General features: G+C 61.6%; 16 protein-coding genes. 5 read left to right on the top strand and 11 right to left on the bottom strand.

Translation table 11 applies throughout. From position 1 onward, the window contains the following. Positions 1–6: 6 nt before the first annotated feature. From ACA079_RS20875 to ACA079_RS20895, 5 genes are all read right to left on the bottom strand, one after another. Positions 7–645, bottom strand: coding sequence for an SCO family protein (locus tag ACA079_RS20875; protein WP_497700776.1), 639 nt, complete (start codon positions 643–645; stop codon positions 7–9). Continuing rightward, positions 642–1298: an SCO family protein gene (locus ACA079_RS20880; protein WP_497700777.1), complete on the bottom strand. Its 657-nt coding sequence runs from the start codon at positions 1296–1298 to the stop codon at positions 642–644. Before ACA079_RS20880 ends, ACA079_RS20875 begins: the two co-directional genes overlap by 4 nt. 14 nt (positions 1299–1312) lie before the next feature. Next, positions 1313–3265: a cytochrome D1 domain-containing protein gene (locus tag ACA079_RS20885; protein WP_497700778.1), complete on the bottom strand. Its 1953-nt coding sequence runs from the start codon at positions 3263–3265 to the stop codon at positions 1313–1315. Between the two features lie 156 nt (positions 3266–3421). Further along, complete coding sequence (mnxG, locus tag ACA079_RS20890; RefSeq protein ID WP_497700779.1) at positions 3422–9259, bottom strand: manganese-oxidizing multicopper oxidase MnxG; 5838 nt, start codon at positions 9257–9259, stop codon at positions 3422–3424. Positions 9260–9690: 431 nt separating this feature from the next. Beyond that, the gene (locus ACA079_RS20895; RefSeq protein WP_497700780.1) at positions 9691–10299 is read right to left on the bottom strand and encodes a lytic transglycosylase domain-containing protein; all 609 of its coding nucleotides are present in this window, start codon (positions 10297–10299) and stop codon (positions 9691–9693) included. A 195-nt stretch (positions 10300–10494) separates the two neighbouring features. On the opposite strand from ACA079_RS20895, the gene gspG reads away from it, so the two are divergent. The 3 genes from gspG (at position 10495) to ACA079_RS20910 (ending at position 12889) form a co-directional block, all read left to right on the top strand. Then, positions 10495–10929 (top strand): type II secretion system major pseudopilin GspG, encoded by a 435-nt coding sequence (gene gspG, locus ACA079_RS20900; protein ID WP_415769871.1) that lies wholly within the window; start codon positions 10495–10497, stop codon positions 10927–10929. 12 nt (positions 10930–10941) lie between these two features. Next, the gene (locus tag ACA079_RS20905) at positions 10942–12129 is read left to right on the top strand and encodes a type II secretion system F family protein (RefSeq protein WP_497700781.1); all 1188 of its coding nucleotides are present in this window, start codon (positions 10942–10944) and stop codon (positions 12127–12129) included. Positions 12130–12280: 151 nt separating this feature from the next. Beyond that, positions 12281–12889, top strand: a complete 609-nt coding sequence (locus tag ACA079_RS20910; protein WP_497700782.1) for a hypothetical protein — start codon at positions 12281–12283, stop codon at positions 12887–12889. A gap of 139 nt (positions 12890–13028) precedes the next feature. Here the strand turns inward: ACA079_RS20910 and ACA079_RS20915 are convergent, their stop codons facing one another. Next, positions 13029–13925 carry a LysR family transcriptional regulator gene (locus ACA079_RS20915; RefSeq protein ID WP_497700783.1) on the bottom strand — a complete coding sequence of 299 codons (897 nt, stop codon included), beginning with the start codon at positions 13923–13925 and terminating at the stop codon, positions 13029–13031. A gap of 132 nt (positions 13926–14057) precedes the next feature. Between ACA079_RS20915 and ACA079_RS20920 the strand changes: the two genes are divergently transcribed. Together ACA079_RS20920 and ACA079_RS20925 are read left to right on the top strand one after the other, a co-directional pair. Beyond that, the gene (locus ACA079_RS20920; RefSeq protein WP_497700784.1) at positions 14058–15077 is read left to right on the top strand and encodes an alpha/beta hydrolase; all 1020 of its coding nucleotides are present in this window, start codon (positions 14058–14060) and stop codon (positions 15075–15077) included. Positions 15078–15317: 240 nt separating this feature from the next. Then, positions 15318–16754: a mechanosensitive ion channel domain-containing protein gene (locus ACA079_RS20925; RefSeq protein WP_497700785.1), complete on the top strand. Its 1437-nt coding sequence runs from the start codon at positions 15318–15320 to the stop codon at positions 16752–16754. Between the two features lie 77 nt (positions 16755–16831). Here ACA079_RS20925 and ycaC read toward each other — a convergent pair whose 3' ends face one another. The 5 genes from ycaC to ACA079_RS20950 form a co-directional block, all read right to left on the bottom strand. Then, on the bottom strand, positions 16832–17458 hold the full coding sequence (gene ycaC / locus ACA079_RS20930; RefSeq protein ID WP_008032694.1) for an isochorismate family cysteine hydrolase YcaC: 627 nt from the start codon (positions 17456–17458) through the stop codon (positions 16832–16834). Positions 17459–17526: 68 nt separating this feature from the next. Then, on the bottom strand, positions 17527–19365 hold the full coding sequence (locus ACA079_RS20935) for an amidohydrolase (protein ID WP_497700786.1): 1839 nt from the start codon (positions 19363–19365) through the stop codon (positions 17527–17529). Then, positions 19362–19955: an antibiotic biosynthesis monooxygenase gene (locus tag ACA079_RS20940; protein ID WP_497700787.1), complete on the bottom strand. Its 594-nt coding sequence runs from the start codon at positions 19953–19955 to the stop codon at positions 19362–19364. The genes ACA079_RS20935 and ACA079_RS20940 overlap by 4 nt, the downstream gene beginning before the upstream one ends. Then, positions 19948–20364, bottom strand: a complete 417-nt coding sequence (locus ACA079_RS20945) for a DoxX family protein (RefSeq protein ID WP_497700788.1) — start codon at positions 20362–20364, stop codon at positions 19948–19950. Before ACA079_RS20945 ends, ACA079_RS20940 begins: the two co-directional genes overlap by 8 nt. Before the next feature lie 746 nt (positions 20365–21110). Next, positions 21111–22031: a LysR family transcriptional regulator gene (locus ACA079_RS20950; protein WP_497700789.1), complete on the bottom strand. Its 921-nt coding sequence runs from the start codon at positions 22029–22031 to the stop codon at positions 21111–21113. Between the last annotated feature and the right edge of the window lie 44 nt (positions 22032–22075).

Below are 22075 nucleotides of genomic sequence, written 5' to 3' on the forward strand. Positions count from 1 at the left end.
GCGGGCTCAACGACCGGCCACGGGCATTGTCAGCAACTGCAAGCGCTGAGCAATGGCGGCGGCCGGGGCATCGGGACGGATTTTGCTCCAGCGTTTGTTGGCCACGTCACCCACAATCAATTGTGTTGAATGCTGCTCGGGGGTCGGCACGATCTGGCCGATGCGCCCCAATACAAGGTCCATCTGTGCCTTGTCGCCGGTAAGAAAAAGCCAGTGGGGGCCATCGACGCCCTGCTTCAAGGTGTAAGCCTTGAGTACCGCCGGGGTGTCCCGCAGCGGATCACTGGTAAGGGAGATAAAAGTGATGCCGTCGGCCTTGTCGCCCAGCAACTCACGCACTTCCTTGAGCTTGCGGGTGATCAGCGGGCAGGCATCGTTGCAACTGGTGAAAATCACATTGAGCAGCACCACGCGGTTCTGCAGTGCGTCGCTGTAGAAACGCAGGGTCTCGCCGTTCTGGTCCTGCAACGGCGTGTCGGTGAACCAGGTTTTCGCATCGCGGGTGCCAGTGCCCGTAACCAAGCCGGGCGATGCGGCAACGGCGGCCACTGCGGGTGCCGGCTCTTCGTGCCCTTCGTGGGCGGATGCCAGCGAACTGAACAGGCAAAAGCAAACCGTCAGGGAGATCCAGTCGAGGGCTCTCATGGCTGCTGCTCCATAGCGATGGCGGTGTGCTTGGCGTGGGCGTTGCGCTGACCGCTGAGTTTCTCCACTTCACGGGCCAGCACCGTCGGGTCGGTGAAGCCGTAATAGCGGGTCCAGTGACGGCTGTTGCCATCCCCCACGAGAATCAATGGCTGATGGCTTTTGAAGTCCCCGCTGAAGGTGCCCAGCCCCTTGAGGGTTTCGTTGATCGACTGCGAGCTGCCGGTCAGCCAGCTCCAGCCCGGGCCTTTCTGGAAGTTGCGGGCGTAGTCGTTGAGGCGTTTGGCGTCATCGCGCTGCGGGTCGATGCTGATCGACACCAGTTGCACCTCGCCGCCGACCCGGGCACCCAGCTGTTTTTGCACCTTGCCCATGATCGACGACACCACCGGGCACACCGTGGTGCAACTGGTGTAGATGAAGCTCATGACCACGATCTTGTTGGTCACCAGGTCTTTTTCCAGGCGCACCGCTTTGCCGTTCTGGTCCACCAGCATCACGTCGGCGAACTTGACTTGGGCGCTTTCCGAACGGGCGCTTTTGGCCGGCATTTCGTGACCGGCGTGTTCATCCGCCGAGTGGGCCAGGGCCTGGCCGATACCGGCAGCCAACAGGCAGAACGTCAGCAGTCCACGGTGTGCGAATCGGTTCATGTTGAAACTCCTTTTTAGTGGGCATCGCCGGGCAGGACCCGAACGCTGGCAAAAGTCTTGTCATCGAAACTCGCGCCCAGCGACGCCGCGCGCACGTGCAGGTACCAGGCACCGTTCTGGTCGAGGGTCACCGGGGCTTCATAAACGCCGTCGCCCACTTCCAGCGCGGCGACTTGCTGGACCCGGGACGTCGGGGCCCGGAAGTAGCGCACCTGAACGTCCTTGACCCCGCTGCGCTGTGCCTTCTGCTTGCCCTGAACGATGCGAAAACGCACCACGTAAGGACTGCCGAGGGCGGCCGTGGACGTGTCGAGCATGAATTCCACCTTCGGCACACCCGGGTGCCGGGCGAGGCTTTTATCCGGCTCAACCAAGGCCGTGAAGCAATGGATGATGTTCGGCTGGTTCAGCAGGAAGGCCACGTCGAAACGTCCGGCGGCGGGCAGTTTGATCCTGGCGCTGTACAACCCCGGCTCGACTTCGCGCAGGCTGCGGTCGATGACCATCGCCGCCCGCGCCACCTGCCCGCGATTGGGGTAGCCGGACATCGGCGCGTTCATGCCTTCGGCGTAGAAGTAGGTGGTGTTGTCTACCGGGTTGACCACAAACACCGCGTTGTCGTCCCGCGACACCGCCAGGCTCGATGCCAGCGGCAGGTCACCGGCCAGCCGTGGCGCCTGAGGTCCGGCTTCGAAACCCTGGCTGATCGGCGTGCGGCCTTCGCCCAAGGACGACAGATTGATCATCGTGACCTTGGCCGAGGCCAGTCCGCGAATGTAGGCGTAGGCCTTGGTGAACACCACTTGATAAGGTTCGGCGGACACGTCCAATTCATGGATCAACGAGTCGGTGGCCGCGTCGATCACCGAGGCCTGGTTCTCCAGGGTGTTGAGCACGATGCCGAAACGACCGTCAGCGCTGAACCCCATCGGGCCCAGGCCCTGTTTCACCTTGATCACCCGCCGTACCGCGAGGCTGGTTGTGTCGACCACGGTCACCGTGCCGTCCTTGCCATCGGCGACATACACCGCCTGGGACAGCGGCGAGTACGCCACGGACAACGGGTGCGAGCCGCTCTTGAGTTGCTTGCTGATGGTCAGGCTGGCGATGTCGATAATGCTCAGCGTCCCGTCATCGCGGTTGGTGACGAAGGCAAAACGACTGTCCTTGCTGAAGGCGATTTCGTGATGCCCGGCACCGGTGGCCAGGTGTTTGAGCGTCTTGAGGCTGTGCGTGTCGATCACCGTCACTCCGGACGCCTCGGGCGATTTCGCGTTGTTGCCGACCCACAGCAAACGCTCATCCGGTTGTAATGCCAGCCGTACCGGGTTGCTGCCGGCGGCGACCGAGTCGATCAACTTGAATTGCTCGCTGTCGATCACCGCAATTTCATCGGCGGTTGGCATCGAGACGAACGCCCGCTTGTTGTCTCTGGGCGTGACCCAATCCATCGGCGGTTGCTTGATATCGATCCGCGCCATCGTGCTGGTGATGCCGCCCACCAACACCGACGGGTCGACCACCGAGACGCTGGCATCGCGGTTCATCACCAGCAGGAAGTAGCTGTTCAGATCGAGCAACGGCCGCGCGCCGATGCTCGATTTCAGAAACACCCCGACCCGGGATTTGCAGCTTTGATCGCGGCCCTGGGCCTGGTCGGCGGCGACGGTTTCCGGATCGAGCCAGGCACCGGGTGAGACACCCGACAGTGGCTGGCCCGAAGCGCTGTCAGTGACCCGAAAGCGCACGTCGGCGAATCCACCCTCGCGCAGCACGCCGTCCTGCGCCAGCGGCCGCACCTCGAGCGCCACCGACACCCCGTCACGCTCAAGCGTCTGGCCACTCCAGGTGTCCGGCAACGCGATCTCGCTCAGCTTGGCCGGGGGCGTCGTGCGCCATACCCCCAGCCAGATCAGCGCCACCCCCACAACGAGCGCACATCCGGCCACTTTGATGGTCCTGTTCATAACACTTCTCCCCTTTCTAATCTGAGCCTGCCGTAACGCGCCCCTGTGGGAGCGAGCTTGCTCGCGATCGCGGTCTGACAGTCGACATCAATGTTGAATGTGCTGGCCTCATCGCGAGCAAGCTCGCTCCCACAGGTATTGCGTTATTTCCCTGCCCTACGGGGCCGGAGCCGGTTCAGGTTCGTTGGTCACCCGCAGCAATCCCCAAAGCCCGGCGGTGTTGCCGTAGGCGCCGTAGTCGCGGAACAGGTAGTCGCCCGGTATCGCGTTACTGCCCCCGGCGCTCGGGTGCATGAAGCTGAAGTGCGCCGCCGGCAAGATGCTTTCGTGGGCGCCGATGTACATCGACATCGGGTTGTAGCCGAACCGCACCGAGCCCACTCCTGGCGTACTCATCGGATAACCACCGGTATCGCTCTTCTCTGACTGGAACGGGTTGACCGACCAGACGTGACCATCCAGTTGGAAGGTCGTGCCACGGCTGCCACCGGTGGGCATCATGATGTGCGTGCGGAACGGTTGCCCCGGTTTCACATAGAGCACCGGCGTCTGCGGATCGCCTCCCACCAGCGCATTGCTGTACGCCATGTGCGCGTTGGGCACGTCGCCGTAGCCATGGCCATCGGCGTGACCGAACGGCGCATCCGGCGCCAGCCCGAAGCGGAACCACAGCGGCTCGGCCCGGTAGTTGATGGCCATGCTGGAGTTGTCCTGTGGATCGGTCGGCACACCCAGGCCTTCCGCCGCAATGCCTTCCACCGGCCGGCCGTTGGCCCAGCGAATGTTCAGGGCTTTCTGCCAGACCATCGCAAAATCGCGGTAGGTGGTCTGCCCCGGTGCGGTGACCGTCGCTGAGACTTTGCGTGCATCGTCAACCCAGGTCGCGCCGACCGGCAGGATGCTCATCGCACCACCCAGGCCTTTCTGCGGCTGCTTGATGACGTCCGCCGGGGTGAAATTCAACCCGCCGAACTCCACCGCCGTGGCGTTGATGTTGTCGACACTGCGGCCCAGTTGCGTAATCGGTTTGCCTTCACGCTCCAGGTGCCCGGCGTAGTACTGATAGGTCCGCGTCGGGTATGCGCCGACAGTGCCAACACGCGGCGGCACGGTCTGGATCGGGTTGGCGCCGACGTTGGTGCCGTCGGATTTGGTGATGTCGTACGACAGCAGTTGCGCGTGCAGACCCACATGGCTGGACGGCCGCATCAGGTTGTTGCTGAAGGTGGTCGCGCCCAGGCCGTTGTTGCGATCACGTTTGACCATGCCTTGCATCACCGCCGTCTGAGTCAGGTCCGGCATGACGATGGGCAGACGGTTTTCCAGGGTGATGTTGATGCAATCGCCGGCCGCCGCACGCAGCACCAGCGGTTCGACTGGCACACCGGGTTTGAGCTTGCCGGTGATCGGATCGAGGTCGCCCTTGCGCACATAAAGGATCGCCGTCGGGTCATGCAGTGGCCCGCTTTGCCCGCCGATGGTGAAGGTCTCTCCGTCTTCAGGATCGGTCACGGTGACCTGCGGAATGCTCACCGTCCGCGAGTTGAACACCAGGGTGCCACCCGCCGGATTCAATGGCCCGCCGACATGCTGACCCATCCCTGCCGGATCACCGATGGACAGGTTCAACGGATTGCGCAGGATGTCGTTGGCCAGTGCCGCGACCACTTCATAGTTGCGTTGTGGTGTCGGCCGGGTGCCGATGCCATTGGGGTTGGCGCCGATCCGTGGGCAGATGCCATCGAACGCCACGGTGTTGCGCATACCGGCCGGTTTCGCGTTGTTCGGCAGCGCGAACAGGTCGCTGCGTTGGGCCGTGTAGTTGCGCATCACGCCCCAGATCCCGCTCCAGTAACCTTCCAGGGAGGCGTCCATCGAGTACAGGTAATCCCCGGTGGTCGCGGCCGCGCTGGAGATCATCGACACCGGCGCATTGAAGCCCATCTGCTCGGAGATCCCGATCATTTGCGACGAGCGCCAGCCGGAGTTGGAGCTGTTGCCGAAACCGGAACCGCTTTGCAGCCACTTCACGCCGTGCAGGGTTACGTTGTGCTCTTCTTCGTGACCACCGGCATGCACCCGCAGCCGCACGTTGTCCCCGGTGTAGGTGCGCAGCATCGGGGTGAACGGATCACCCGGTTCGGCGCCGCCACGGTTGATGTGTGGCGGGAACAGCGTGGTGCCGCCGGTTGGACCGGTGGCCGCGGTCACCAGGTTCGGCGCCAGGTTCATCGCCGGGATGGCGCGGTCGGTACGGCTTTGCATGGCGTACGCGAGGTCGCCGCCGAGGCCGTCGGCCTGCATGCCGCGCTTGCCGTCCGGGCCGACCTTGTTCGGGTCGTACACCCGCAGGGCGAGCGGTTCGTTGCGGTAATTGACCACGAACATGCCGGGGTCATCGACCGAGATCGCTTGTGGGCATGGCCGGGTTGGGCAACCGGGCACTTGCCCGCCTTGCACTTCGACAACCCCTTCCAGCAGGGTGCTGGCGTTATTGCGCACCGGCGGGTTGATCGCGTAGCGGAAGCTGTCAGCGGTGGCCGGGAAGGCTTGTGGATTGGGCACGCCATTCGGGCCAGCGCCGACGTACACACCGGCTTCATAGGCGTGCTGGAAGTCGCTGTATTCGAGGAAGAACTCACGGAAGCTGTCGTTCTTGCCGTCGCCGTCCAGGTCACCGGTGGACACCACCGCTTGCCACGAGGTTGGCCCGCCGTCCTGCCGCGCGCCGCTGTACAACGGCTCGCCGGTTTCGGCGTGGAACCAGGTCGAACCGGCCGGTTCGGCCAGCACCGTGGCGTACAGACCGATCTGTTGGTGAGTCGATGGACCGAGGTGGTCGTGGGTGAAAATGGTTCCCAGGCCACGGTCGACGCCTTTGGCGTTCACCACCGGATCGACAAACCAGCGCTGCATCGCCGTTCGCGCGCCAACCCAGTCGGCCCGGCCGTATTGGCCAAAGAACGGGTGAGCCTTGGCTTTCGGGCAGGCCGGCGTGCCATCACGAGGATCGGTGCCTGCGCACTGGTTGAACTCGCGAATGGCGTGGATGCGCTCTTGCACTGCACCCGGGGAAAGCACGCCGTCTTCGTAGTTCCAGCCGTTGGCCGAACCGTCGGCCGCCGTCAGGTCCCATTTCGGCAGGTGAATGTGCTGGCCGATCACGTCGGTCGGCGTGCGCACCTGATAGTCGTCCATTTCATAGGTGGCCGGCACCAGGTTGGTTTGCTGGTACTGCACGCAGTCGAAGGTGTTCATGCGCATCACCAAAGGCTCTGGCGGACGCTGCTTGTTGATCACCGGCCAGGCGTCTTCCCACAGCGCGAGAATGCGCGCTTGCGGGAAGTGGTAACCGACCTTGTTGTAGACCGCATCGAACTGGATGTTCGCGGCTTTGTAGACCCGTGGACGGTCGGCGGTGAACGTCGAGGAACCGCTGAAGGACATCCCGTCAATCCGCTCACCGCTGTTGAACTCGCCGGTGCCGGCGCTGCTGGTCAGGCGTTTTTGCCGATCATCCATGCACGGTTCGTAATACGGTGCGCCCGCAATCGGCAAGGCGCCGTTGGTGCGGAAGTTGCGCGCCACGACTTGATTACCGGGCAGCACGGCGAAGCTCGGATGGTCTTTTTTGGCGTGGAAGGCCATGGCCGCCTGTTCGACTTCGGTGCCCTCTTCCGGCATGTAAATCGGCTTGGCACGCGTCACTTCCTTGGAGAAATCCAGGGACGTGGTAATGGTGCGCGCCTGGCCACCGGAGGAGAAACCGTCCAGAGAATGGCGCCCCAGGCCACCGTCCCAGCCACCGGACTGAGCCGGGTCGAGATTGGCCCACAAGGCGTTGCCGCTGGTTTTCAAGGACTGCGCCTTGGCAGCGTCGAGCATGTCCAACGGTGGGGTCGGTGGGCGCTGGCCGACCGAGCTTTCCATGCCGCCGATCCAGAACGGATAGCCAGGGTTTTTCAGGCTACCGTCGGCATTGCGGTTGGCTGCACTGCGATCCACCAGGGCCAGGGAACCGATGGCCTGAGCGCCGCCGTTACCGCTGAGTTGTTCGTCGTCATCCTCCTCGTCATCGTCATCGTCGTCATCGCCACCGGCTACCAGGGTTGCGCCGATTTTCGGCACGACCGCGACTTTGCCCGGCATCGGCGCCATGGCTTTGCCTGGCAGCGGCACGACGGCTGGAATCGGCGTACCGGCAACGATCTCGCCATCGGGCAAGGCCCGAGCGCCAGCGGCCGGTTTACCGCTGCGCAGTGCATAAGGTTCGCTGTGATAACCGTCGGCGCCCTGTTGGGAAACCTCGAGTTTGGTGCCTTCTTCGAACACGTCATGCACCCGCCACATGCTCCACATGCCTTGGGCAAAATGCGGGTAGAAGTGGCAGTGATAGATCGCATCGCCCGCGACCCGGTTGCGGTTGCCCGAACCCCCGTTGGCGATTTCGTAGGTGTAACCGGCGCCCGGACCGATGCCTTGGGCGTCCACATAGTCGGAGTTGTCGTCGTTGGGGTTGAACAACCACTGGTGCCCGTGCAGGTGGAAAATGTGCTGCTCGTGGCCGTTGTGGGTGTTGCGGAATTTGATGAAGTCGCCGATGTAGCTGTGGTTGACGTTGGACGGCTCGGACGGGTACAGCGCCATGGTCGCCTTGACCCCGATCTGATCAGCGCGGGGTACTTGACCGGGGAGAATGCCTTCCAGACCGGCGTTGGCCGGCACGTCCACCAGCATCGCCACATCGCCGACGGTGTGCGAGCTGAGGAAGAATTCTTCATAGGCGCAGGACAGGCAATCGTGCATCGGCCCGACACCCAAACGGTTGGCGACCACTTCGGCGCCCATGCCGCCGGAGCCATAGTTGATCATGAACGAATCGCGAGTCGGTTCCAGCACGTGGGCCATCACCGGGTCCGCCCAGTAAGCGGGGAACGCCTGGGTCGCGGCGGTTTCATCCTGGAATTGCGAGGCGAAATCGCGGAATGGTTCCAGGCGATTCGGGATCGCCGGGTTGCGTTTGCCGATGGCTTCCAGCGGATAGGTCGACGGCGGGAAGCTGCCGTCGGCGTTGCTGCCCATCACGATCGCGTCGCTCTCGCTGGAAATGATTTCATTGCCGTCGACCATGTTGATGATCGGTGTGCCGGCCTTGCCTTCACGGATCCACGGCTCACGCTGCGGGTAGCGCGCCTGGTAATCGACAATCGGTTGACCGGCCGGGGTGCGGCCGACGCTGGCCAGGCGCATCTCCTCTTCGGTCACGGTGTTGCGATAGGTGCGGCCGCCCTTGGGCACCACTACCACTTGGCCGAATAGCCCGTTGGCCACGTTGCCTGCATCCCCTTCACCGCCGAAGGTCGCGCCGCGGCTGCTGGCAGCAAACGCCCCTTCGCGCTCGGCGTACAAGGTGTAGGAACGGGTGGCACCGGGGGCAATCAAGGTATTGGCGTTGCGCCCGGTATAGGACGCAATGTCGTCGATGCTGTTGACCGCTTGCATGCCATTGACCTGGAAGCCGACGTGGCGGTCGGCGACCTGTTCATCGACCTTGAATTCGTCTTCGTTGCCGATGGCGACTTCGCCCTCAATCTCACCCTCTTCCTCCTCCCCGTCTTCGTGGCTGCCGGGGTTGGCCTGGTAGGCGAGCAGGTTCTGCAGGTTGATGGTCAGGCAGTCACCGGCAGCGACGCGCAGTACCAGTGGACGCGGACGCTTGTCGGGCCGCAGCGAGACTTTGCCCGGCACCGCCGCCCCGCCCCGGGCCAGGGACATCTCGTGGTCATCGACCACATCGCGCCGCAGGGCGAACATCATGCCGTTGACGTTCTGTGCACCGAGGCGGTTGAACATCAGCGGTTGATCCAGCGCCACGACGTTGGCCACCAGATTGCGCTCGCAGCGCACGGCCGCGTCGGCCAGCTCGATGCCCAGTATCGACGTCACCAACAGCAGCAATTTGAACAGGGACGGAGCGTAGGGTATGCCGGTCATGATCACGGGCCTCGCTGTGGTACTCATTAGGAATAAGTCTCGACAAATCCCCTTGAGCAATCCGCATGCCATAAATAATTTAGTTATTTTTCAATCGGTTATATGAACGACTTAATAACTCGGGGGATATACCCCACCCATTTCCCCCACTATTCGGGCTGAAGATAACTTCCCCCAAACGCACATCCCGTAACAACCGTCGAAGTCGGCGTTCGGCTCTGTAGCAGCTGTCGAGCTTGCGAGGCTGCGTTCGGCTGCGCAGCAGTCGTAAAACCTGAGCGCGAGGTATTGCTGAAACACCGTGTCGTCTGAACTCACGACTGCTGCGCAGCCGAACGCAGCCTCGCAAGCTCGGCAGCTGCTACGGGACGATTGCGGTCTTCGGTCGGCGGTACGGATCGGGTTGCCCCACATATGGGGGAAACCCCCAATCACAACGGCGCATCCGCGGCCAGGCCCTGCAAGCGTCGGTATTGGCGCAAGACACTGGGCACGTAACGCTGGGTTTCGGCGAACGGCGGGATCACCCCGCCACGGCTGAGCACCGCTTGCGGCCCGGCGTTGTAGGCCGCCACGGCGAGGCTGATGTCGTTATCGAACAGGGTCATCAGGTGCTTGAGGTATTTGGCGCCACCCTGAATGTTGGCTTTCGGGTCGTAGACATTCTTCACCCCCAACTCCCGGGCGGTGTCAGGCATCAATTGCATCAACCCGCCCGCGCCCTTGGCTGACCGCGCACGGGAGTCATACGCGGACTCGGCCTGGATCACCGCATGCAACAGCGCTGCCGGTAATTCATTGGCCATGGCAGCCGCCGAAACCAGCTCGGCATAGGGCTGCCGGGCAATCATCTGCGGTTGCTGATCCATGCTGACCCGGGCGGTTTCAGTCTCGTGAATCACCCGTTCATAGGTGCGGCCGGGACGGTGGACATTGGACAGAACATAGCTGCCCTTGGCGTCCACGGAAACGAACACATCGGCCTGTACGACGCCGGTCAGCACCAGCAGACCAAGCAGTCCTGTGGTGAGTGTTTTCATTTTTTCGCCTCCCCTTCCCGGCCCCGAAAAATGGGGCTAATGCCCCAATGGCCGGTAGTAAACCAGCCGCATGCAAGCACTGCGCCGGATGCGCAAAGGCCCGTAACTCAGGGGTTGCAGAAGAATGCCCGGGCCTGTGCATGGCAATTGCATAAGCCTTCACGGCGACCCTTCTGCCGACTGTGTGAGGTCATCATGAATCAGCGTTTGCGTTCCGCCCCGCGTACTCAACGCGGGTTCACCCTGCTCGAACTGTTGGTGGTGTTGGTGGTGCTGGGGTTGTTGGCTGGCATCGTCGCGCCCAAGTATTTCGCCCAACTGGGCCGCTCCGAAGTGAAGGTGGCCAAGGCGCAAATAGAAGGCCTGGGCAAAGCACTGGACCTGTACCGCCTGGAGGTCGGTCATTACCCGTCGACCGAACAGGGTTTGCAGGCGCTGGTCACCGCACCCAGCGATGAAACCAAATGGACCGGGCCTTACCTTCAGAAAAAACTGCCGCAGGATCCATGGGGCCGTAACTACACCTATCGCTACCCCGGCGAAAACGGCGAATACGACTTGTTGTCCATGGGCAAGGACGGACAACCCGGCGGCGAAGGCGAAAACGCCGAAGTCACCAGCTGGCAATGACGGGAGGCGATCATGCGTTTTCATCTCAAGGCCGTTGGCAAGGCCGGCGTCGTCTCGATGACCGTCGAGGCGCTCGGCCACAGCGAAGCCCGGCGCATCGTTGAAGACCAGGGCTACCGGGTGATCAGCCTGTACGCCGAGCGTCACTGGCGTGCGCTGCGGGTTCGACAGCGCGAGACCTTCAACCTGGTGCTGTTCAGCCAGGAACTGACGACGCTGCTCAATGCGGGCCTGCCGTTGATCGATGCGCTGGAAAGCCTGGCGGAAAAAGAGAACGCGCCCCAGGCCCGCAAGACCTTGAGCGAACTGGTGCGCCTGCTTTATGAAGGCAAATCGTTCTCCCAGGCATTGGCCCAGTTGTCGGCAGTGTTCCCTCCTCTTTACGTTGCGTTGGTTCAGTCCAGCGAGAAGACCGGCGCCGTGGGCGATGCCTTGGGCCGCTATGTCAGCTATCGCCAGCGCATGGACGAGGTTCGGCAAAAAATCGTCAGCGCTTCGATCTACCCCCTGCTGTTGCTGGTGGTGGGCGGTGGCGTGGTGTTGTTTTTGATGGGCTACGTGGTGCCGCGCTTCAGCCTGGTGTTCGAAGGGCTGGGCTCGAACCTGCCGTGGCTGTCGCAGATCCTGATGAGCAGCGGGATGTTCTTGCACGCCCATCAGGGCGAATTCTTCGGCACATTGCTGGCGATCATCGTCGCCCTCACCTTCCTCCAGCGCCAACCGGCCTTTCGTCGGGGCCTGGACCGTGTGATTGAAAAACTCCCGGCGGTCCATCAACGCATCTTCATGTACGAACTGGCGCGCTTCTACCGTTCGCTGGGGATTCTGCTGCAAGGCGGGATTCCCCTCGTCACCGCCATGGGCATGGTGCGCGGCCTGCTCACCGTCGCCTCCCGCGCGCGCCTGGACCAGGCCTGCGAACGGGTGCGCGAGGGTCAGTCGCTGTCGACCGCCCTGGAACTCAATCATCTGGTGACACCGGTGTCCTTGCGCTTGCTGCGCGCTGGCGAACAGTCCGGCAACCTGGGGCAAATGATGGAGCGCAGCGCCGACTTCTACGACGAAGAAATCAGTCGCTGGATCGAATGGTTCGTGCGGCTGTTCGAACCCTTGCTGATGACCTTCATCGGCCTGCTGATCGGGGTGATCGTGATCCTGATGTACATCCCTATTTTCGAGCTGGCCTCGAGTATTCACTGACCCTCTGGAACGGGGTCGAGTTGTACCGTTCATCGTTCATCCACGTTGCAAATGAATTAATCAGCGCGCTGCGGTGTTCACCCATTGAATCGAGCAGCACGTTGCATTGTTCATCAACGTTCCAACCCGAATTAAGAAGACGGAGAACGACATGCACATCAACAAGCTTTTACTGGCAGTAGCGATTGGCGCAGTTCTGTCGGCGTCTACCGTATTGATTCCGGACAGCCTGTCCGGTGTATCGAGCGCACAGGCCAAGGACGGCGGGAGTGGCGGAGGTGGCGGCTCTGGTGGCGGGGGCGGTGGTGGCTCTGGCGGAGGGGGTGGTGGCTCTGGCGGCGGGGGCGGTGGTGGAAGCGGTGGCGGCGGCAATGGCGGTGGTCACGGTGGCAGTGGCAGTGGCGGCAATAGCGGCGGTCACGGTGGAAGCGGCAGCGGTGGCAACAGTGGCAGTGGCGGCAACAGCGGCAGCGGCCACAGTGGCAGCGACCATGGCTCGGGCCATTCCGGCAACTCAGCCTCATCCTCTTCAGGGCGTAGCGGCACTCACGCCGAACCGGGGGATGATCACGGCGTTCATCACGCGGGCGAAGTCGGCCACAATCGCGGGGTTCATCACGCCGGTGAAATCGGCGACGATCACGGCGTGCATCGCGCGGGTGAAGTCGGCGATGACCACGGCGTACATGTCGGCGGTGAACCAGGCGACGACCATGGTGTGCATGTTGGTGGCGAGCCAGGCGATGACAAAAGGTCCTGACAACCGCTGATGCCCAACCAACACAAATCCCTGTGGGAGCGAGCCTGCTCGCGAAAGCGGAGTGTCAGTCGACATCAATATTGACTGATACACCGCCTTCGCGAGCAGGCTCGCTCCCACAGGGGCATGTGCTCATGCTCTACAACACACCCTCAGTCTGATCCAGCCGCTCACGCAAAAACTCGATCAACGCCTGCACCGGCCGCGAACTCTGGCGGTGCTGTGGATAGACCGCCGACAACGTCAGCGGCTCGGAACGAAACGCGTCCAACACCGGCACCAGCCTGCCGTCCTTCAACGCCGAACCGACAATGAAGGTCGGCAAGTAAGTAATCCCCATGCCGGCAATCGCCGCGTCCCTGAGCAATTCACCATTGTTGACCCGCATCCGCCCGGTGACATTGACCACCAACGGCTTGCCCTGCCCTTCGAAACGCCATTGCACCTGGCGCCCGTGGCCATAAGGCAGGCAGTCATGGCTGTGCAAGTCTTCGGGTTTGAGCGGCGTGCCGCGCTCGGCCAGGTAAGCCGGGCTGGCGCAGTACACCCGCTGTATGGAGGCGATGCGTCGGGCGATCAGCGTCGAATCCTCCAGAATGCCGATGCGCAGCGCCAGGTCATAACCCTCACTGAGCAAATCCACCGGCCGATCACTGAGGTCGACCTCCACCGTGACGTCGCGATAACGTTTCAAAAACACCGGCAGCAAACAGCCCAAATGCGCCACCGCAAACGACAACGGCGCGCTGATACGAATAGTGCCGCGGGGCTCGGTGGTCTGGCCGGCGATGCCCTGCTCCACTTGCTCGACTTCGCCCAGCAGGCGCAAGGCTGACTCGTAATAACTCTGCCCCAGTGGCGTCACGTCCAGTCGCCGCGTGGAGCGATTGAGCAGCCGCACCCCCAGACGCTCTTCGAGTTGCATCAAGCGCCGGCTGACAAACTGCTTGGACAGGCCCAATTGATCGGCCGCCGCGGTGAAGCTGCCGGAATCCATGACCTGGCAAAAAATACGCATATCTTCGAACGGGTTCATTGTCACGCCTTGGTTGACAGTCAAACATTTTATAGCCGCTTTTTCCTTTTTAGACACCTTATTAATCTGTGTCCACGGTGCAGCGATAGCCGCTGCTTCTACACCAAACACACAATTAAAAAGGAATTAACCATGAACATCGTCAAAAAATCCCTGACCGCTTCCCTCCTCGCCCTGGCCGTAGGCAACGCCTTTGCCGCTGGCAGCCCGGGTGTCGAACACAACACGCAAGCCTTCCTCGAAGCCCTCGCTGCCGGCGGTGGCAAGCCGCTTGAGCAACTGAGCCCTGCAGATGCCCGTGCAGTACTGACCGGCGCGCAAAACTCGGTGAAGGTTGATCTGGCGGGTGTGGACGTCAGCGACCGTACGATCAAGGTCGATGGGCAAACCATCAACCTGAAAATCGTGCGGCCGGCCAAGGTCAAAGGTGAATTGCCGGTGTTCATGTTCTTCCACGGTGGTGGCTGGGTGTTGGGCGATTACCCGACTCACCAGCGTCTGATCCACGACCTGGTGGTCGGCTCCGGTGCTGTCGCAGTCTATGTCGATTACACGCCGTCGCCGGAAGCTCACTACCCGACCGCGATCAACCAGGCTTACGTCGCGACCCGTTGGGTGGCCGAGCATGGCGAGGACATCGGCGTCGATGGCAAACGCCTGGCCGTGGCCGGCAACAGCGTCGGCGGCAATATGGCGGCGGTCGTGGCCTTGATGGCCAAGGAACAGAAAACTCCAGCGCTGCGCTTCCAGCTGTTGATGTGGCCAGTGACCAACGCACAGTTCGACACCGGGTCTTACCGGCAATTTGCTGAAGGCCACTTCCTGACCAAGGGCATGATGAACTGGTTCTGGGACAGCTACACCACCGACACAGCCGAGCGTGCGCAGATCCATGCCTCGCCGTTGCAAGCCAGCGCCGAACAGCTCAAAGATTTGCCAGCGGCTCTGGTGCAAACCGCCGAGTTCGACGTGTTGCGTGACGAAGGCGAAGCCTATGCGCGCCACCTCGACGCGGCCGGGGTGCCGGTCACGGCCGTGCGCTACAACGGCATGATTCACGACTTCGGCCTGCTCAACCCACTGAGCCAGATTCCGCAAGTGAAAGCAGCGGTTCGCCAGGCGGCACTGGAACTCAAGACTCACTTGAACTGAGTCCACCTCGCCACACAGCAATGTGTGGCGAAGCTGCTTGCCCTTGTAGTAGCTATGTGGCGAGGGGATTTATCCCCGTTCGGCTGCGCAGCAGTCGTGAAACCTGAATACAAGGTCGTTCTGACACACCGAATTGCCTGATTTTACGACTGCTTCGCAGCCGAGCGGGGATAAATCCCCTCGCCACAGTTCGACAGCTGCTACATAAATCGAAAGCGTTATTTTAGCCGGAGTTTCCCCATGTCCTTTTTCCTCGCCCATCTGCTGTCGTGGAGTGCCCTGCTGCTGGTGATCGACGCCGTGCTCTGGCACCTCGCGCCGTTCAAGCATCGCGTCACGCGGGTTGGCGTGCGGCTTGCGCTGTTCGTGATGTTCAGCGCACTCGCGATCAATGCCGGCGTGAGCCCGTTGCAGGCGCCGCTGTTCGCCGAGGATCGCGTGGCGCAATCAGGCGCCACGGCGCTGGGGATTCTCTGGTGGCTGTACGCCGCACGGGTGCTCACCGAAGTCATCGGTCTGGTACTGATGCGCCGCATCGGTCACAGCGGTCGGTTGCTGCAGGATGTCATCGGCGCGCTGGTGTTTCTGATCGCCATCGTCGCAGCGGCCGGTTATGTGCTGGAGCTGCCGGTGAAAGGTTTGCTGGCAACTTCCGGCGTCGTGGCCATCGTCGTGGGCCTGGCGTTGCAAAGTACCTTGAGCGACGTGTTTTCCGGGATCGTGCTCAACACCACCAAGCCGTATCAGGTGGATGACTGGATCATGATCGACGGCGTCGAGGGCAAAGTGCTCGACATCGACTGGCGCGCCACCCACCTCCTGACCAGTGCCGGCAGTACCGCGGTGGTGCCGAACTCGGTGGCGGCCAAGGCAAAAATCGTCAACCTCAGTCGGCCGAACAACATGCATGGCGTGTCGATCAGCATTCAGGTGCCTAACCACATTCGCCCGCGTCGGGTGCTGGATGCACTGGACCGCACGCTTCAGGGCAGCAGCAGCTTGCTGCTCAACCCGGCACCGAAAGCAGTGCTGAAAGAGTCTGGCGAAACCATGTCCGAATACGTAGCCAGCGGGTTTATCGCCGAGCTGGGTAAAAAAAGCGAAGTGCGCAATCAACTGTTCGACCTGGTGCATCGGCACCTTGAAGCGGCGGGGATTTCCCGGCAGCTCGATGGCGTGATTGAACCGACGACCCGCGCACGGGCGTTGCTCGATGAAGTGAAAATCTTCCGTTCCTTGAGCGAGGATGAGCGTGATCAGATCGCCGAGTCGATGGTCCCGCAGCAGTACGCGGCAGGTCAGGTGGTACTGGAATTGGGCGAAGTGCCAGACAGCCTGATGGTGATCGCCACCGGCGTGGTCAGCGCCACCGTGCCCAATGGCACTGGGCAAACCGAAGCCGGGCGTATGGGGCCGAGCGAAGTCATGGGCGAGCAAAGCATTCTCGCCGATACGCCCTCGCAGGCGACCTTCACCACATTGACCTCGTGCATCATTTACCGGATCGACAAATCCCTGACCCGTAACTGCATGGAACAACGTGTCGAAGTGGGTCGGGCGTTGAACAAGCTGCAGGCGGTCAGACAGCAGAGCAGTCGGTTGGCGTTGATGACCACACCGGTGCCTATCAGGAAAAGCGGATTCCTGAGTTGGCTGCAGAAACGTCAACACGCTTAGTTTTTGTGGTGAAGAGCTTTATGTCAGACAAAAAAATGCCCGCGCATTCGCGGGCATTTTTCTGAGCGATCGCAAACTTACTTCGACGTCAGCACCGAGTAGCTGTTCATCAAATTGCGGTAGTTCGGAATGCGCGGCGACAGCAGGTTCGCCAGGCCTTCCATGTCGTTGCGCCAGTCGCCCTGCAGCTCGCAGGCCACCGAGAACCAATTCACCAGTTGAGCACCGGCCGCCGCCATGCGCGCCCAGGCTGCTTGTTGCACGGTTTCGTTGAAAGTACCCGAGGCATCGGTCACCACGAACACTTCAAACCCTTCAGCCAGCGCCGACAGCGTCGGGAACGTCACGCAAACGTCGGTGACTACACCGGCGATGATCAGTTGCTTACGGCCAGTGGCTTTAACGGCTTTGACGAAATCTTCGTTATCCCAGGCGTTGATCTGGCCTGGACGCGGGATATACGGCGCGTCTGGGAATTGCTCTTTCAACTCGGGAACCATCGGGCCGTTCGGGCCGTTTTCGAAGCTGGTGGTCAGGATGGTCGGCAGCTTGAAGAACTTGGCCACATCGCCCAGGGCCAGTACGTTGTTCTTGAATTCGTTTGGCGAGAAATCCTGAACCAGCGAGATCAGGCCCGTCTGGTGGTCGACCAACAGCACAACGGCGTCATCTTTGTTCAGGCGTTTGTATGGAACGTTGCTCATGTGAAACTCCTCGATGGGTGGGTGTTACATGCGACGCCGACGTGAAGGGTCGGCGCTTTTTTTGATCGTCAGAACGCGAAACACGAGCAGCCAAACGCGCCCCAGAAACCCGCGAAATCGCTGACCGGTGCATTCGACAACCGCGCCTTTTCATGGCTATGGGAATGCACGCCGCACGGCCCGCTGCAATGGTGAACCTGCGCCTGCATCGGTGAGGTCGGACGCCAGTGCCCCGGTACTTTCACCACCGGCGACCAGTCCGGCAGCACCGGTACGCTGGCCGGCCCGAGTTTTTCGAAGTCACCGGCGGCGTACACCACCTTGCCGCCGACCACGGTCAACACCGACTCGATCCACTTGATCGCTTCTTCGTCGACGCTGAAAAAATCCGCGCTCAAGGCTGCGACGTCAGCCAGTTGGCCGACCTTGATCATGCCTTTCTTGCCCTGCTCGGAAGAGAACCAGGCGCTACCGTGGGTGAACAGCTCCAGTGCGGTTTGACGAGACAAGCCCTCGGCATGCAGTTCCAGGCCACCGACCGTGCGACCGCTGACCATCCAGTACAGCGAAGTCCAGGGGTTGTAGCTGGACACTCGCGTGGCATCGGTGCCGGCGCCGACGGGTACACCTTCGGCCAGCATGCGTTTGATCGGCGGCGTCGCTTCGGCGGCTTTGGCGCCGTAACGCTCAACGAAATATTCGCCCTGGAATGCCATGCGATCCTGAATCGCGATACCGCCACCCAGCGCCCTCACCCGCTCAATGTTCTGCGGTGTAATGGTTTCGGCGTGGTCGAAAAACCACGGCAAACCGTTGAACGGAATGTCGCGATTGACCTTCTCGAACACGTCGAGCATGCGGCTGATGGATTCGTTGTACGTGGCGTGCAAACGGAACGGCCAGCGCTGCTCGACCAAGTGGCGCACCACCGGCTCCAGCTCGTCTTCCATGGTTTGCGGCAAGTCCGGACGCGGCTCAAGGAAATCCTCGAAATCCGCCGCTGAAAACACCAGCATTTCCCCGGCGCCGTTGTGCCGCAGGTAATCGTCGCCCTGATGCAGGGTCACGCTGCTGGTCCAGTTTTTGAAATCGGTCAGCTCTTCCTTGGGCTTCTGGGTGAACAGGTTGTAGGCGATACGAATGGTCAGTTGCTGGTCTTTGGCCAACTGCTCGATCACCTGATAATCGTCCGGATAATTCTGGAAACCGCCGCCGGCATCGATGGCGCTGGTCAGGCCGAGACGGTTGAGCTCGCGCATGAATTGGCGGGTGGAGTTGACCTGATACTCCAACGGCAACTTCGGCCCCTTCGCCAGGGTCGAGTAGAGGATCATCGCGTTGGGCCGGGCGACCAGCATGCCGGTCGGCTCACCGTTGGCATCGCGCACAATCTCGCCACCCGGCGGGTTCGGCGTGTTGCGGGTGTAACCGGCCACGCGCAACGCGGCACGGTTAAGCAAGGCGCGGTCGTACAAATGCAGGACAAATACCGGGGTATCCGGCGCGGCCTGATTGAGTTCTTCGAGGGTCGGCATGCGCTTTTCAGCGAACTGGAATTCGTTCCAGCCACCGACCACACGCACCCATTGCGGCGTCGGCGTGCGGTCGGCCTGATCCTTGAGCATGCGCAGCGCGTCGACCAGTGAGGGGACACCTTCCCAGCGCAATTCGAGGTTGTAGTTGAGGCCACCACGGATCAGGTGCAAGTGCGAGTCGTTGAGGCCGGGAATGACGCAGCGCCCCTTGAGATCGATGACCTGTGTGCCCGAACCGCGCAGGGCCATGGCGTCGGCGTCGGTGCCGACTGCGACAAAGCGACCATCGCTGATCGCTACAGCGCTGGCGCGTGGGTTTTCACGGTCAACGGTATGAAATTGGCCATTGAATAAAATCAGATCGGCGTTCATCGCGTTTCCTTGGGCTGAGTGGAAGAGGACAGCCAGGGCGCGAATAACCGCGTCGCCATCGGCATGAACAGGTACACCACCGAAACGACGATGGTCAGCGTGATCAGGAACGTGGCAACCACGTAATTGGACAGGAAGGCGTTGAGCTGCAGCAGCGGCCCCCAGATCAGCGGCACCAGCAAGGTGTGCGGCAAAATCACCAACAACGTCACCACGGCCTGCTTCCAGCGCGGTGGTGGCGGCGAAGCGGCGTCGGCTTGCGGCGCGAACCAGAATTCATTGACCGGATTGACCTCGGTCTGGTCGCCGTCAGCGAGCATCGGCGTGGCTTCGTTGACCAGTGCCAGCCGTTGCGGCGAATCGAGCCAGCGCTGCATCGACTCGGTGGAGCAAAAGCGCAGCACGCAGGTGTACAGGTCAAGGCCGGCGTTCTTTCCGCGAATCACATCGACGCCCAAGTGCCCTTCCTGCTGCCCGGCAATGCTGACAATGTTGCGCAACCAGGCTTCGTAGGGCACTTCAAACCCCGCCTTGATCCTGTGCTTGATGACCAGTGTCACGACTTCCTCGAAACGATTGGATTCAGGCATAACGCAAAGCTCCAGGGAAACGGACATTGAGCGCCAGCCGTCCCGGCCCGGCGATAAGAAGGCTGGTGAAAAGAATCAACAGCAGCCAACCGAACTGCCCTTCATCGAGGCTCCATTGCGCATGCACCACCAGCAGCGCAATCAGCAACACCGCCAAAATCGGCAGACACGCCAAACGCACAAACACCCCGGCGGCGATCAGTAACGGACACAGCACCTCGGCGAAAATCGCCAGCATCAGCGTGACGTTCGCACCCAGGTGAAACGGGTCTTCGATGGTTTGCAGTTGAGTGCTGTAGTTAAGCAGTTTCGGCAAACCATGCACCCACAGCAGAAACAAACCACCGCTGACCCGCAAAAAAAACAGCCCGAGATCCTGGGCTCGTTCATCCCATCGCGAAGCGTTCATGGGCCACCTGCTCTAATGAAAAATCACCGGCAGCGATGTGCCGGAACGTCATTCGATAGTGCCGGTGTGGGGGCGGGGAAAATTGGATGTGTGTGCTCTTTTTGTGTATGAGCCTGGATCTGAAAACTGACGAAGATCCCCCGTGGGAGCGGGCTTGAACTGGCCTACGATGGCGGAGGGTCAGCCAACATCACTGTCGACTGGAAAGACCGCCTTCGCGGGCAAGTCGGATCGCCGCACCACCACTCCCACAGGGGATTGGTGTCATCTGCCAGAGATTGGTCGGCTGTCAGGCCGCCAAGGTCAAGATCAAAAGATCGCAGCCTCGTTGCACTCGACAGCTCCAGGAGGATCGGCGTACACGTTTTGCTTCTCACCACTCAACAGGCCGAGCGTTAGCTCGCCTGCAGCTTTTGATCTTGATCCACCCGCCCCTTCGGGAGGCTGAGTGGAGGTGTTCATCTGGGGGGCAGGCGCGAAGCGCCGTGCGGCGAAGCCGCACACATCGAGAGGAGGTCGAAGCGAAGCCGACCGGAGGCGATGCCCCCAGATGGACACCGGAGCGAAGGAACGCCGAGCCTAGGCGAGGGGCCGGACGCTCGGGGCGAGCGTTTTTTTGCTTACTTTTTTTAGGCGCTTGTAAAAAAAGTGAGTCGCCGTAAGGGCGAAACCGCCAGCCGCCGTTACCGCAGGAATGGATATGCACTCGGCCAAAAAGAACCTGGTCGGCCCGAAGGCCGCCACGTTCAAGCCGAAATAGGCAAAGGCCTCGACATGAACTCACTGATCCGCAACCGCAACCATCGCTCCGCCGGATCGTTGTCATGCACCCCGCTCCAGGCCATCGAAAGCTGCGCCGCTTCAATCGGAAACGGCGGGTCTTCGGCCCGCAACGCACAACCCTCGACCAACGCGCACGCTGCGTAATCCGGCACGGTAGCGATCATCTCGGTCCCGGCCAGCAACGCCCGCAACCCACTGAATTGCGGAACGCCCAACACCACCCGCCGACTTCGTCCGATCTTCGCGAGATCAAGGTCAATGTTGCCGCTCAAATCCCCCGAAAACGACACCATCGCATGCGGTCGTTCGCAGTATTCATCCAGCGAAAGCGTCCCCGGCCGTTTGTCACCGCGCAGCACCTTGCACGGAATATCCCGCAACGTCTTGCGCTTGGCGTTAGCCGGCAGATCCGTGGTGTAACTCACCCCCACCGAAATCTCCCCGGACGCCAGCAATGCCGGCATCAGCAAATAATTCGCCCGCCGCACGACCACGATGATCCCTGGTGCCTCTTCCCGAAGCTGGCTCAACAATGGCGGAAACAAGCCGAACTCGGCGTCGTCCGAAAGGCCAATGCGAAACACATCGCAGCTTGTCGTCGGGTCGAATTCCTTGGCCCGGCTCACCGCCCCGGAAATCACATCCATCGCCGGTTGCAGCTCCTTGAGGATCGCCAGTGCCCGCCCCGTCGGCTCCATCCCGCGGCCATTGCGCAACAGCAGCGGATCATCGAACAGATCCCGCAACCGCCCCAGCGCCGCACTCACCGCCGGCTGCCCCATGAACAGTTTTTCAGCAACACGGGTGAGGTTCTTTTCGAACATCAACGCTTCGAAAATCACTAACAGGTTCATGTCGACGCGGCGCAAATCGTTACGGTTCACAGGCAGATTCCCTCGTGTGTTCAGCCAGGCACCAAGCGGTGGAC

It is taken from the genome of Pseudomonas sp. LBUM1645 (genome assembly GCF_059716185.1).

Bases quoted from the DNA above. Each gene is read 5' to 3' on its own strand.
- ycaC (WP_008032694.1), bottom strand. From the start codon at position 17,458: ATGAGCAACGTTCCATACAAACGCCTGAACAAAGATGACGCCGTTGTG.
- ACA079_RS20920 (WP_497700784.1), top strand. From the start codon at position 14,058: ATGAACATCGTCAAAAAATCCCTGACCGCTTCCCTCCTCGCCCTGGCC.
- ACA079_RS20885 (WP_497700778.1), bottom strand. From the start codon at position 3,265: ATGAACAGGACCATCAAAGTGGCCGGATGTGCGCTCGTTGTGGGGGTG.
- ACA079_RS20925 (WP_497700785.1), top strand. From the start codon at position 15,318: ATGTCCTTTTTCCTCGCCCATCTGCTGTCGTGGAGTGCCCTGCTGCTG.
- ACA079_RS20935 (WP_497700786.1), bottom strand. From the start codon at position 19,365: ATGAACGCCGATCTGATTTTATTCAATGGCCAATTTCATACCGTTGAC.
- ACA079_RS20875 (WP_497700776.1), bottom strand. From the start codon at position 645: ATGAGAGCCCTCGACTGGATCTCCCTGACGGTTTGCTTTTGCCTGTTC.
- ACA079_RS20915 (WP_497700783.1), bottom strand. From the start codon at position 13,925: ATGAACCCGTTCGAAGATATGCGTATTTTTTGCCAGGTCATGGATTCC.
- gspG (WP_415769871.1), top strand. From the start codon at position 10,495: ATGAATCAGCGTTTGCGTTCCGCCCCGCGTACTCAACGCGGGTTCACC.
- mnxG (WP_497700779.1), bottom strand. From the start codon at position 9,259: ATGACCGGCATACCCTACGCTCCGTCCCTGTTCAAATTGCTGCTGTTG.
- ACA079_RS20910 (WP_497700782.1), top strand. From the start codon at position 12,281: ATGCACATCAACAAGCTTTTACTGGCAGTAGCGATTGGCGCAGTTCTG.
- ACA079_RS20905 (WP_497700781.1), top strand. From the start codon at position 10,942: ATGCGTTTTCATCTCAAGGCCGTTGGCAAGGCCGGCGTCGTCTCGATG.
- ACA079_RS20880 (WP_497700777.1), bottom strand. From the start codon at position 1,298: ATGAACCGATTCGCACACCGTGGACTGCTGACGTTCTGCCTGTTGGCT.
- ACA079_RS20945 (WP_497700788.1), bottom strand. From the start codon at position 20,364: ATGAACGCTTCGCGATGGGATGAACGAGCCCAGGATCTCGGGCTGTTT.
- ACA079_RS20895 (WP_497700780.1), bottom strand. From the start codon at position 10,299: ATGAAAACACTCACCACAGGACTGCTTGGTCTGCTGGTGCTGACCGGC.
- ACA079_RS20940 (WP_497700787.1), bottom strand. From the start codon at position 19,955: ATGCCTGAATCCAATCGTTTCGAGGAAGTCGTGACACTGGTCATCAAG.